We start from the raw sequence: 13,119 nt of genomic DNA on the forward strand, positions 1-13,119 counted from the left end.
TTTAAGATTTCGCGGTCAGTTTTTAAGCGCTCGTTCTCAGCACGTAGTTTTGCTACTTCGCCAGCCAACTTTGCTGCTCTGTCGCTAACCTTTTCTCCGCTATTCGATTTTGTCTTTTTTGTTGCCATCCTTTTCCAACGATAGAGAACATTCTCGGCAATTCCAAATGACTCCGAAATTTCCTTCGCACTTCTGCCCGAAGTCAACATCCTGGTCATTTCTTGCTTGAAATCAGCATCGTAGCTCCGACGAGTCTTTAATGATTTGGGGTCTTTCATTCTGCATCATAATGTGCAAAAATGTGTGCCGTTTTTTGGAGCCACCTCAAGGTTCTTCGCCCTTCCTTTTTTTACCTCCTGTTGCTATGGTAAGAAGGAAAATGAAGTATAAAGAGATTTGTAAATTTGTGCTAGTGTTTCATGGCCAAATATTCTATATGGATACGTTCAATAAAGACTTAATTAGGTACAACAGCTGGGCAAACCAACAGATTATAAATGTTTTTCAGGCAGATATAGCTCAACCATCTGACAGGTGCGTAAAGCTCATGAGTCATATTCTGAATGTCCACCAGATTTGGAATGGAAGGATCAAACCAGGACTATGAGAACATGATTATCCCTGATAAACAATTATAACTTAAATGTCTGAAAAACTGCTTATTACTCCCTTGAAAATTACTTTTCCATCTGGCACTAAAACGGATGCAATCTATCCTGTGTATATTGACAATGGTCAACGAAAAGCGCTGGTAGATTGCGGCTATCCAGCTCTTGGGCCTTTACTGGAAGATGCATTAAAGCAAATTGGGTCTGGACTGGCCATGGTAACAGACATTATTATTACCCATCATGACCTGGACCATATCGGAACGGAGCACTGGACATTGCTAATCCATCATTTACACTTGATTTACCTCAGGCGATCGCTTCGGTCAAAAGATTGCGGCCATGGACATTACCCGTTTAGTTTGTTTTCACGGAGGAATGGTTGAAAACCCCAAAAACTTGTTTACGGATTTAATACGACGATATCAGTAACAGACCAGTTGGACATCTGGATGTTAGATTACCCTAACGAGTTGTTTCTATGAGATTGCAATCAAATCAGTTCTCATAAATTAAGATCTATATATTGGCCGCAAGGCAATTGTTATTAACACAAACCGAATGATTCAGATTGTTCGCTATCAGCCGGGTTGGCCGTTGCAGTTTCAACAGATCGCCACCTTGATTAAGGATGCGCTAAGCGCCTGGCCCATGAGCATTTATCACATTGGCTCCACGGCTGTTCCGGGGCTGGCAGCAAAGGAAATTGTTGATATCCAGATTTCAGTAAATGCCTTTGAGCTACAAATGGAAAAAGAATTGATTCAGATTGGCTTTACCAGAATCACAAATCTCTTAGACCATCGGCCTCCTGGACGGGATGATCTTGAAGATGAAGATCTGTATAAGTGGTTTTTTAAGCTGGATGGTCCTGCCGTAAATCTTCATGTACGCAAGCGTGGCATGTTCAACGAGCGATACCCATTACTGTGCAGGGACTATTTACGCACCCATCCGCATGCTGCAAAAGCTTATGAAGCAATTAAGTTAAGCCTTGCCCACCACTTTCCTAATGATCTGTTTGCGTATTACGAAATTAAAGACCCGGTTTTTGATGTATTGATGGCAGGAGCAGAAATATGGGCATCCGCTGTAAACTGGTCAAACCCTCCAAGTGATATATGATACCGCGTTAATCTTGTTGCTAACAGTTGCTATTTCACCAAGGTGAAATTTGGCACTTAATAACTTATTTCATTAGGTAGTGAAGTTGGACACCGTTTGCCCGTTATGCTGCTGCCTTAGAATGGCCCCGATCTGGGCCTCGCTGAATCGATTCTTCTTCATGTTCCTTTCCTTTGTGAAAATATAATTGGAAAGCTCCATTTATTCAACGATCACTTTTAGGGGAAGCTGACAGGATGATGCCAAACCGGCTGCCTATGCCGGGTTCGGATAATACAAAAATTGCGCCCCCATGGTTAAGTACAACCTTTTTACATATCGCTAGCCCTATGCCAGTCCCTTCATAGCTTGAAGTCGTATGCAGCCGTTGAAAAATGGAAAATATTTGTTGCGCATATTTTTGCTCAAACCCGATTCCATTGTCTTTAATTTCAATTTCGTGATAGGATTTATAAGGGTCTAGTTCAGGATAATTAAAAATCCGGTTGGCCGGTAAGGCTTTCGCCCTAATCGAAATGAGCGGCGCATGGTCCGCCTTGGAAAATTTTAGTGCATTATTAAGTAAATTATAGAAAAGCTGTCGCATTTGGGAAGGTGCCGCCAGCAAAACGGGAAGCCGCGAGGTGTTAATGGAAGCGTTCTTTTGAGCGATAACGAGCTCAAGGTCCTCAATCACCTGGGCGATAACGTCGTTTAGGTCGACTTCCCTAAATTCCTCTTTCTTGCCAAGGTGCGCAAAGCTCAGCAAGTCGCGTAAGGTCTGGGTCATTCGTGCCGCAGTTGCCAAAACCTTGTCAAGATACTTTACAGCGCTGTCATCAAGCTTTCCAGCGCTTTGATCTTTAACCATATTCGTGAATATGCTAATTTTGCGAAGGGGCTCTTGAAGGTCATGGCTCGCAACCCGTGCATACTGCTCTAGTTCAATGTTGCTGGCCAGAAGCTGTTGCGTTCTCTCCGAAACTTTTTGTTCTAATGCCTCGGTCAAAGAGACTTGATCATGTATGTCGGTTAAGGAGCCGGTCCAGAGTTGAACCTCCCCTTGCTGCTTATATACCGCTACGGCACGGACGAGGTGCCACCGGTAAGGGCCAGCGGCACTACACACGCGAGCAGTATATTGAAAGTTTTTGCCAGAACGATAAGCTTGTTCCAACTTATCCTTTAATCGTCCTAGATCATCCGGATGAATACAATCCAGCCAACCGCTTCCTTGGGCAGTTAATTCGGACTGGCCTGTATAAGTGTACCAGGTCTGGGTAAAAAAATCAGCTTTCCCTTCACTATCAAGCGTAAATGCCATTTGAGGTAGTGATTCAAGTATAACCCTGATTTTCCGTTGCTCATCTTTTTTGCTGCTGACATCTGATATGAAGAGCATTATGTGCTGGCTTTGCCCTTCATTGGCTGTTTCCGTTGCTGTCACCTCAATGGTTTGACTTAAGGATTCGAGCTCGGTAGGTTGACTGGTCCTGTTTTGAAGCAGATCCTCAATCGCTTCAAAAGGATAGTCCTTAAAAAGCTTTTGAAGGGTAACTGAATTTACATTGTCATCCCCAAATTTGAGAATCCGCCTCGTTTTTTCATTCATGGCCTCAATTTTCCCACTAACCGGATCAATAAGCACTACTCCGACCGGTGCCTGGTCTAGAAAACTGCCCAAATGAACCGCCTGGACAGCCGCAAAAGGCTGGCCGACAACTAGGTTTCGCGTAGAGAGCTTTAGCCTTCGAAAGCTTCTTTTTTGTCTGGTCCTAAGCGCTGCATTTAAAATGATGGAGGCTAGTTTCACCGTTGGTGTATATGCAATGCAGATAGTATTGATACCGATCTGGGCGGCGAACTGTATCGATTGTTTTACCGTAGCATATTCGGTAGGCTCAGCAAGAAGAAGCACGGCCAATAAAGGGTCTGAAGCGTATAACTTTTGCACCAACCGTATGGGCTGCGTTTCCTGAGGGCCGATGATAAGAACTTCCGCAAGTGCCAGATCGGGGTCGCTTTCGTTGTAGGGTGCCAGGCTCAAATCGCTTTCTGCATCCAGTTCATTTTTGATGCGCTTTTCATGCACGCCAAGTCCGGTATGAAGTATTGAATTTACCATTGATATTATTCAGAAAGCAGCGGCAGATCCAGTAGAGACCGTCCGATCCATGTGTAGAGCAGATCCGTCGTAGGCGACATCACATCTGCTGCCCGGGCGTCCCTCAAAAGAAGGCCAAGCCTGGCGTTTTGCTGATACCCGATCCCGCCTGCTATTGTCATAGCCTCATTTACTGTGTCCACTGCACATTTCGCGACCTCTGCCTTTGCGGCAAGAATGCTTAAAACGGCATCTGTTGCACCGCTGTCACCGCCCATAGCCGCACTGTATATGAGTCTGCGCGTGCTTTCTACTTTTGCCCACAAAGTACCAAGACGGTGCTGTAAGATTGACACATGGGATAGACTGCTGCCATTGAATGTATAATGCCTAGTTAGCAAGACACTTTTAGCTTCCTGAATTGCGCTTTCAGCGATACCGAGGTAAGTGCCAGCCATGGCCATTAAAAAGTAAGGAGCCACAACATTAAAGACATACCAAAGCTGGTCCCCCTTCTGGCCAAGAATATGTTTACTGGTAATATGGATGTTATTCAGGTTCAAAGAAATTGAGGAATTTCCCCTCATTCCGAGCCCGTCCCATTTTTTCCCCCATTGCATTCCGAGGCTGTTTTCGTCCAGTATAGCACATGAAAACTGTCCTGGCCCCGCATCTTCACTTGCAGCCATTGTTGAGATCACATAAGAATGGGCCCTGCCGCCATTTGTTACAAATGACTTTCCACCGGTGATAATAAACTCGTCTTCTGAAAGGGCCAGCAGCGCTGTTTGTGGAAAATAAAAATGCGAGCCTGTCCCTGGTTCGCTCAATGCCAGTGTAGTTAGATGCTTTCCCTCTGCAATTGGCTGCAGATAACTTTCTTTTTGCCATTGCGTTGCCTTTGAAGCAATAACGGCTGTTCCCACACAATGCATTCCGAAACAAAGGCCGGCAGAAGCATAAGCCTTACCCAGCTCTTCACATACCCGTGTAAGGGCAAACAGCCCATGCCCCATTCCCCCGCAGTCGCTGGGAGCCACTAGTCCGGTAAGTTTAGACTGCATCAGCGCCTCCATCGTTTTCTGTACCCAAACTCCCTGTGAATCGGCGGTAACCACCTCGTTTAAGGTAACTTCATGTGCAATTTCACGAGCTTTGTCTACAATTGTACTTAAATCCATCCCAGAAATGTATGTTACACTTATTTGCCTCTGCAGTAGTCAATCATTTTGTCCAAACAAACAACAAATTCTTTTAAGGACAAAGGCTTAACTACATAATCCACAGCACCATGATCCAAACTTTTCGCCTTATAATCCGCAGAGTCAGACGTAGAAAAAATCACCTTCGGGATTTGCTTGCACCTTTGCTGAGCATTCATTAATTCAAGTGTTTGCAGGCCGTTCATTACAGGCATGTTCATGTCTAAAATAGCCATGCATGGCAGCTGATCGTCAGCCAGAAGACTTAAATAATCTAGCGCCTGCTGCCCATTCTCCACCATTTTAAGGCTAATATTGACATCCAAGCGGTCCAGGGCGAGCTTGATAATTTCCTGGTCGTCCTGATCGTCTTCGGCAATAAGTATATGCATTTTAAGTAAGGTCTTAATAAACATGCGAGCCGTAAGTAACAAAAATCATTCCAATAAGTGCTGGCAGGCAGCGCTACAAGAAAAGCTGAACATCAAAGTTATTTCATAGCCAAATCTCCGTCTCGAACGATATTCGAGCCGTTTACAATGTTCCATTATATCTGGCCTTACTGCCAAAGCATTGTCCATGATGGAGCGCGTACAGGTCGTTTATCGAATTGGCAACAACATCCGGAACGTTGCGCCTTCACCAGGGTTGCCGTTTGCTTTTATATATCCGTTGTGTCTTTCTATCACTTTTTTAACAATCGCCAGCCCCAGTCCTGTGCCGGCAAACTCACTTCGACGATGCAACCTGTGGAACGCCTGGAAAATTTGGCCAGCATATTGTTGATCAAACCCAATGCCATTATCGCTGACCTCAATTACTTGGAACTGTTGCTCGCCTTCTCGTCCGGATAGGCCAAATCCTGCATCTTTACCTTTTACGACTTGCGACGAAATCTTAACGACGGCGGTTTTACCAGGATCAGTAAACTTTAAAGCGTTGCCAATCAAGTTTTGAAGCAATTGCCTGACTTGTGGCGCGTAACCATTGATGGGCAAAAGCTTGCCGACCTGTATATCTGCACCCTTTTCCCTAATTGCAGTCTCGAGATCCAGTAAAACGCCTTTCACTTCTTCCTGTAGGTCCACCTCGCTCTTCTGGTGCATACTCGTTACATGAGAAAACGTGAGTAAGTCATCAATCAATTGGCCCATGCGTTCTGACGCAGATTGCATTCTTTTAATCAGGTCGGCCCCGTCCTCTCCAATGGCGTTAATATGTCTATTTACGAGCAAACTGCCTAGCGATTTGATTTTCCTTAACGGCTCTTGCAAATCATGGCTGGCTACATATGCAAAATCCTCCAACTCTTTGTTAGACCTTTCCAGCTTTTCATTTGCATCATAGAGCTGCTTTGTCCTTTCCTGCACATGTTTCTCTAAAACCGCTTTGCGCAGCTTCTGCTCGTGAATATCAATGACAGTGCCAATGTAACCTGCAAAGTTCCCGTCCGGGGTATACCGTGGCCTTCCTTGCGAATGTACCCAGCGGTAATTCCCCGTATGCCTGCGCAGCCTGTACTGAATTTTGTACTCCGACTTTGCAGCAAAGCTTGAATCAATTGCGTTTTCAACGTATGCAATATCTTCATTATGAATACCCTGCATCCAACCTGCGCCCGCCTGCTGTTCGGCGCTGCGTCCCGTAAACTCAATCCAGCAGCTATTAAAAAAATCACGGTGCTTGGCTGTCTCTCCCATCCATATCATTACAGGGGCTGTATCGGCTGCATTTCGAAAACGCTCTTCACTTTCTCTCAACGCTTGCTCAGCTTGTTTCAAAACCGTTACATCAACTAGCATATTAACCGCCCCGGTCAACTGCCCGTCTGCAGTAAACGTTGGCCGTGGATAAGGTAACACATGCCTTCTGAACCCGTCCGGCCGTTCTACTATGATCTCTTCGCCATAAACCGGCCTTTGCTCTTTCAGGGCAACGGCCATGGGGCAACTGTCAAGCGGCATAGCAGAGCCGTCAGGGCGAAAAATTTTCCAAGAGCCGCACCATAGGTCCTGCCCAAGCACAGGCCGGCGTCCCCACAGTTCAGTCGCAGCCTGATTAAACATATTTATGTAGCCCTTGGCATCGGTTGTGTAAAAAGCAGCTGGCAACCCTTCTACCAACTTGCGATAACGGTACTCACTGTCCTCCAGTTGCAAAAAAAGGTGCTTCTGGTCAGTAACATCTACCGTGAAACACCGCGTGTGGATAAACTGCCCGTCAATGCGGTAAACACTGGAGCTGATGTGAACAGTCCTAATGCTGCCGTCCTTACACACCAGTTCGGACTCATACTGGTTAAGGGCCTCATCTGCATTAAGGCGCGTTAAAATGTCGTCAATCTTGTGGGCGTGCGCATGGAACTCCGAAATGTGATGGCCGACATATTCTTCTTTACTGTAACCCAGCATATCCATCTCAGCCCGGTTAGCCCATTTGATTATGCCATCAGCGCCCACCCAGTGGAGGCCTATAGTTGCATTTTCAAGATAGTCCTGCATCTCATCGGCTTCTTTCTGCAAAGCCTTCGAGGCAGCCTTCTGCGTGGTTATGTCATTGAAGCAATTGATTGCACCTATTACTTGCCCGTATTGGTCCTGAATTGGCACAACATTAGCGCTCGCATCGAAAACCGCCCCGTCTGGTCGCTCTATTAACAATTCGCAACCATGAATTTCTTGCCCGTCACCAAGGCAACGTGCCATCGGCGAATCTTTGTGCGGCAGCGGCAAGCCGTCAGGATCGTAAAGCCGGTATGAGCCGCAAAACTTCTGCAATGGACTTTCCGGGGCGTTCTTCCAAAGTTCTTGCGCCTTCGAATTAAAGTATATAATCGTCCCGTGTTGATCACAAATGCAAACTCCGACCGGCAAATGGTTTAATAAGGGGAGGTGGGCAAGCTGCTGGCTTTTCTCAAGTTCATCAGGTAAGGCACTCCATTGTTTTCGGATATCCATGACTAACATTTAGGCGGGATGAATGTATGAGCCCGTCCAGATGGAAGAGCTAACCGGCCCAAGCGGACGACCAGTCTATTAAGCGATATTACGCAACAAAATTATACCGGACAAGTGGTCTAAACAATAGTATCGCCCGGGGCTTCTACTCGGCGCTACAACCAGGCCTGCTTAAAGCGATTCACCAGTGCTTCCAGGCACAAATAAATATATCTAACGATGGTTCCAATTGATTCACTTTCCCATATTGAACAGACCAGCCCGGTGAAGTGCGCTTCAGTTAAAACTCATCGAGCATAGTTAAGCCAGCGTTACACTGTTGGACCGGGACTGTAAAAGTGTTTCAGGAGCCCTTCGGCGGAACGGATCACCGGCTGGGGCATGCCGACCGGACGGGACAAGTGGCGTCAGCTTTAGGGCACCCTGATTACGGCCAATTGCTTGAGCTCGTCTTGCCACAGGCACATACCCAACCGGGCGAGCCGATTACCGCACTCTGACTAACTTATGGGATGAACCGGAGGTCAAAGTGATCGTTTTCAACTTCCTCGATGTGGCTAATAGAGCTGAGAATGATAGAGATTGTAACATCTAGCCTACTCAGAACCCACAAAACAATCATCATGACAAAAAATGTTCGACCTAAAAAATGCCACTTACAATTTTCATTGTATATAACTTAGATCAATGTCCGGATATGAGATTCGAACTTCGGCCCTAGCACCCCATTACTTGCTAATATTCCTGTTGGCATCACAGCGTTTTACTCTGCGTTAGCATAGGGATACTTCACCCGCCAAATGTTTGCAAATTGTTTGCAAATAAAAAAGCACTTACAAGTTTTATCTTGTAAGTGCTTCATTTTCACGCTCCCGAAGTTGGGCTCGAACCAACGACCCTCTGATTAACAGTCACATAAAATACGCCTTTTTTTGTTTTCACCTATTTTTCGATATTTATACAATTACTTCATTATCAGTATATTGAAAATTTATTTTTTCGATTTATTTGGTGATGTCTTTCGTTATTTTTTAATTTACTATTGCAAGTTTATTGCAACTAGAACGAAATGACCAACGATCATGAGCGCTACAACGGTAAATTTATTCCTTGACAAACGAGCTTCAAAAGGTGATGAAGGTGTAATAAAATGGTTGGTTTCTCATGAGGGAAAACAACGACTTTTTACGACTGGTTTGAAAATCTCAGAGCAGGACTGGGACTTTCTCAAAAAGCACAAATCCGGTATGCCCGGACAAGTGAAAAACGACTACAGAAGGAAGTTATGGAACAAGCTTTTCGGAAGTACTTATGAGGAAGAGTATACTGGCAAGGAAGTTGAAAGTTTCCTGGGCAGAGCCCGGACAATTGTGGGCAAGCTTGATGACGACTTCAGCTTTGAGCGATTCGCATATGAGATAAGTATGTTTGGTCAGGAATCGAAGCCTAGCAAAGAGACAAGGGATAAAAACAATGTCATTCAGGCTCTCACTTTGAAAGCAAACGATATGAACAAGGAAGGCCGGATTGGAAATGCATTGAGCTACACTTCAACGTCCACCTCATTACTACGTTTTCTCGAGTCTCTCACCGAAAAGCAACGTCAGGAATTGCTGAACCTACCGCCCCTACCAATCAAGGAGGCGAAGAAAAAGGAGATTGTACTCCGCTTTGAATATCTGACTCCAGCGTTTTTGACAAGTTATGAGAAATGGATGCTCAAGCATGGTCGAAAACGTAGGGGACCGAAAGGAAGCTCGTCCCCCGCTACCCTGACAACCGTTGGCATATATTGCCGGCACATCAGATCTGTTTGTAATGACGCCATTGACGCGGGCATTATGAATAGGGAGTTATACCCTTTTGGCAAGAGAAGGTATATGATACCAGCTGGCAGCAATACAAAAAAAGCACTCAGCAAGGATGACGTACTAAAAATCATAACGCATAAATGTAATCCAGGATTTGAACAGCGAAGCCGTGATCTATGGGTTTTTTCCTATTTATGTAATGGGATGAACATGAATGACATTTGTCGTGTCCGCTGGCAGGATATAGAGGGCGACCGATTAACCTTTATCCGCCAAAAGACTGCTCGCTCAACCAGGGGTAACCAAAACACGATCAAAGTCACCTTGTTCAAAGAAACTTTTGATATTATTGAACGCTGGGCGGTAAAGAGCAAAAACCCGAAGGATTATGTCTTCCCGTTTTTGGAGCACGATATGACACCAGAAAGACAAAAGACTGTAATCAACCAGGTGGTGAAAATCACAAATCAATACATGAAGGACATTGCGACCGCTAATGAAATCACAGGAGACGTTAATACATACAGCGCCAGACATTCCTTCGCAACGATCCTTCTCCAATCAGAAGCACCACTTGCTTTCATTAGCCAATCGCTCGGCCACACTTCGATTTCAACGACGGAAAGCTATTTAGGCAGTTTTGACGATGAAAAAACTAAGAAATATCTCAGCGCGCTGTTGTAGTTTTTGACCGCAAGCATCGTCTGATAGTCTGTACTAGATTTTATTAAGCATGGAGCATTTCAAGGAATATTTCACATTCTTACAAAAATTTGACCTTCGACTAACTGAAGTAAGAGACAAACGCAAGCCTGCGGAGCTAGGCCCGGTCTTCAAATCAGGATATGATATTACCCATCAGACCCCACATTTCTCATTGCAGTTTGCTAAGCGCTTGCAGATTTTAAAGGACTTGGCCGTCATTGACATCATTGGCGCAGATCCTGGGAGACGAAAAGCATATTTGGGTCAGGCAAAGAAGCTTTTATCCCTATTCAACAGGTTTTGGGAAAATTACTTTCGTCATTACCCTGCGAACGGAGAAAACTTGAAGGACAACTTTCTGCTTGTTATTGAATTTGCAGAAATCTTCTATAATGATCTTCTGGAACCTGATAAGACATATGCAATCGTTACCCCAGAGTTCGTTGAAGACCTCTGCGATTCAATCCGGGCAAGAGAAGAAAGCCTGGCCGAATTTATCACAGAAATCAGTACGCTTGAAAAAACGGGAGATCAATATCCCGAGGAGAAAAAGATAACTGAGGGTGAACCAACGGCAATACGAATCCGCCGCTATCCTGTATTTGTCGAAGGTATCGCCGAGCAATTTTTCAAGATCTTCAAGGAGTATTTTGAAGAAAAAGACCAACAACCGTTATTCACGCTGCTGAACAATAATATTTCTCCTAAGCAGAAACTGCTTTTCAACAGCAATGGCAATCAGCTTGCAGATACATTCAAACAGCTCATTGAAGCGAATTTGATTGTTTCCTGCAGTAAGGCGGAACTTGAAAGCTGGATTATAGAGAATTTTCAATACGTTTCAAATGCTCAGGCCAAGCCGTTCACAACTGGTTACCTAAATGGTATCATTTCTTCGGATACTAAAATTTGCAAGTCGCCAATTTTAGCTGTGACCAGAAAAGGATCCGAAGAGCCCGCTTTGGCTGCTATTGGCAGAAACAAGAAGGGAATCGACAGTTCAATTTAAAGTATCGCGAAAAGTCATACTGTGATCCTGGCACACCGGTAAATAGTCTATATCAGGTGAATTGGTACACATGCCGGATATGATAAGATTGACGCCCATATCGTGTAAAGCATATAATCGTTCCAACCAAATTCAAATCTAAGCAATGAGTACAGAAACTGTACCCCCCATAAAAACGGCATTAGACTATGAAAATGCCCTTAGGCGCATCGATGAATTACTTATTCTAGTTCCGGCCCCTCATTCTGAATTGGACGACGAACTTGATGTCATAAGCACTTTAGTGCATGCTTATGAACAAACGCACAATCCTATACCTTATCCGGATCCGATTGACGCAATCAAATATTTGATGGAAGAAAATGGCTGGAAAAATAAAGATTTGGAGCAATTCATAGGTCCCAAATCAAGAGTATCTGAAATACTTAACCGGAAGCGATACTTTACCTTGCAGCAAATTCATAACCTTCATAAGCACTTAGGACTACCCCTGGAAATCTTTATAAATGAGAAAATGCCGCAGGCAGCATAGCAAAGCCGCGATGAAAATACTAATTCAACTGTCTAAGGGCAGGTGCCGCAAAAACTCGGTCAGGTGGTTAAAGGTGATGCATTGATTCCTGAGATAACGAAATGATACACATTTTGGATCTTTCTAAACGGTCAGATCACGGCCAGCACCGGTGGCAGGAAAGGGAGGTTATCTGCTACAGGCTACAGACGGTTAGCAAGTAATCTAGGTGCTGCAACCATTTGATCAAAAACCGTTTCTTAACAAAAAACATTAAACCAGATGTTATGAAAACCATTATATATCTGACAATTTGTTGCCTGTTGCTGGCCTGCAATAAAGAAGAACCAAGAAGCGAATGGAAGACATTCGATTTCGACGCATTCACACTTGAAGCACCTTCAAAATGGAAAGAATTCAGCGCCCAGGGCTACGATTCTAAGGTGGGAGGCATTACCGATGGCAAGGACACTCTGGCCTACGATTATGGTATGTATTCGTATACATTTACTGCTGAAACGTCAAAAACGCATATCATTACAGAAAGTAATCAGGATGGTTACCCAACAAAGATGGTGAAGCCAAGAAAACCTGGCGAAGGCTTGATCGGGATCTATTATAATTTGGGGGTAATTAGATTGACGCTTTTCGGCAGAAGCAGTAATGAAAATACGTTCGTACAGATTATTGAATCGGTTAAAATTAAGTAGGACTCAACTAAGTCCTACTACCTGAGCTTTGCAGAAGTCACTTCAAAAGGTAATGGGGTTAAATTCATCACCTCTAGATCACCCGAAGTTAAAAAAGGGACTATCTCATTAACTGTGTAAACTTTTCAATCGGGGCTGGGCAAAGCTTATAGCCTGACCCTATTTTCAAAAATAGTTAAAAATTGATTCAGGATCATGCCCCAGTTTCGGATCGGCATGGTCCATTTTTTTGAAGCCTCCCTTAGGGCCAAATATACCGATTTCATTACTGCTTCATCAGTCGGAAAGGACAGTTTGTTCTTGGTGTACTTTCTTATTTTTCCATTTAGGTTCTCTATGAGATTTGTGGTGTAAATGATATGGCGGATTTCCAATGGAAAGTCAAAGAAGACAGTCAG

12 protein-coding genes are annotated in these 13,119 nt (G+C 44.4%); 6 read left to right on the forward strand and 6 right to left on the reverse strand.

All coding sequences use genetic code 11. The features are described 5' to 3' along the window. Window positions 1-278: transposase (locus G395_RS0126505; protein WP_026632784.1), on the reverse strand; the 278-nt coding region annotated here is incomplete at its 3' end. A 365-nt stretch (window positions 279-643) separates the two neighbouring features. On the opposite strand from G395_RS0126505, the gene G395_RS0126515 reads away from it, so the two are divergent. Both G395_RS0126515 and G395_RS0126520 read left to right on the forward strand, forming a co-directional pair. Further along, window positions 644-994: an MBL fold metallo-hydrolase gene (locus G395_RS0126515; RefSeq protein WP_026632786.1), complete on the forward strand. Its 351-nt coding sequence runs from the start codon at window positions 644-646 to the stop codon at window positions 992-994. A 175-nt stretch (window positions 995-1,169) separates the two neighbouring features. Further along, window positions 1,170-1,733, forward strand: a complete 564-nt coding sequence (locus G395_RS0126520; RefSeq protein ID WP_035362159.1) for a GrpB family protein — start codon at window positions 1,170-1,172, stop codon at window positions 1,731-1,733. A 205-nt stretch (window positions 1,734-1,938) separates the two neighbouring features. On the opposite strand, the gene G395_RS31435 is transcribed toward G395_RS0126520, so the two are convergent. The 4 genes from G395_RS31435 to G395_RS31440 form a co-directional block, all read right to left on the reverse strand. Next, window positions 1,939-3,837 carry a sensor histidine kinase gene (locus G395_RS31435; RefSeq protein WP_051350432.1) on the reverse strand — a complete coding sequence of 633 codons (1,899 nt, stop codon included), beginning with the start codon at window positions 3,835-3,837 and terminating at the stop codon, window positions 1,939-1,941. Between the two features lie 5 nt (window positions 3,838-3,842). Continuing rightward, entirely contained in the window at window positions 3,843-4,997 is a 1,155-nt protein-coding gene (locus G395_RS0126530) for an acyl-CoA dehydrogenase family protein (RefSeq protein WP_035362160.1), read from the reverse strand. 20 nt (window positions 4,998-5,017) lie between these two features. Next, on the reverse strand, window positions 5,018-5,434 hold the full coding sequence (locus tag G395_RS30640; RefSeq protein ID WP_051350433.1) for a response regulator: 417 nt from the start codon (window positions 5,432-5,434) through the stop codon (window positions 5,018-5,020). A 186-nt stretch (window positions 5,435-5,620) separates the two neighbouring features. Beyond that, the gene (locus G395_RS31440; protein ID WP_169720100.1) at window positions 5,621-7,975 is read right to left on the reverse strand and encodes a PAS domain S-box protein; all 2,355 of its coding nucleotides are present in this window, start codon (window positions 7,973-7,975) and stop codon (window positions 5,621-5,623) included. Between the two features lie 1,082 nt (window positions 7,976-9,057). Here G395_RS31440 and G395_RS0126550 point away from each other — a divergent pair. The 4 genes from G395_RS0126550 to G395_RS0126565 all read left to right on the forward strand — a co-directional run bounded on the left by G395_RS0126550 (window position 9,058) and on the right by G395_RS0126565 (window position 12,721). Continuing rightward, window positions 9,058-10,470: a tyrosine-type recombinase/integrase gene (locus G395_RS0126550; protein WP_026632789.1), complete on the forward strand. Its 1,413-nt coding sequence runs from the start codon at window positions 9,058-9,060 to the stop codon at window positions 10,468-10,470. 49 nt (window positions 10,471-10,519) lie between these two features. After that, window positions 10,520-11,500 carry a hypothetical protein gene (locus G395_RS0126555; protein WP_026632790.1) on the forward strand — a complete coding sequence of 327 codons (981 nt, stop codon included), beginning with the start codon at window positions 10,520-10,522 and terminating at the stop codon, window positions 11,498-11,500. Between the two features lie 145 nt (window positions 11,501-11,645). Then, window positions 11,646-12,032 carry a helix-turn-helix domain-containing protein gene (locus G395_RS0126560; protein ID WP_026632791.1) on the forward strand — a complete coding sequence of 129 codons (387 nt, stop codon included), beginning with the start codon at window positions 11,646-11,648 and terminating at the stop codon, window positions 12,030-12,032. A 266-nt stretch (window positions 12,033-12,298) separates the two neighbouring features. After that, window positions 12,299-12,721, forward strand: a complete 423-nt coding sequence (locus G395_RS0126565; RefSeq protein WP_026632792.1) for a hypothetical protein — start codon at window positions 12,299-12,301, stop codon at window positions 12,719-12,721. Window positions 12,722-12,867: 146 nt separating this feature from the next. Here the strand turns inward: G395_RS0126565 and G395_RS0126570 are convergent. Continuing rightward, window positions 12,868-13,119: transposase (locus G395_RS0126570; protein WP_026632793.1), on the reverse strand; the 252-nt coding region annotated here is incomplete at its 5' end.

Origin of the sequence: Dyadobacter alkalitolerans DSM 23607, assembly GCF_000428845.1 — a bacterium.
GTDB classification, from domain to species: Bacteria; Bacteroidota; Bacteroidia; order Cytophagales; family Spirosomataceae; genus Dyadobacter; species Dyadobacter alkalitolerans.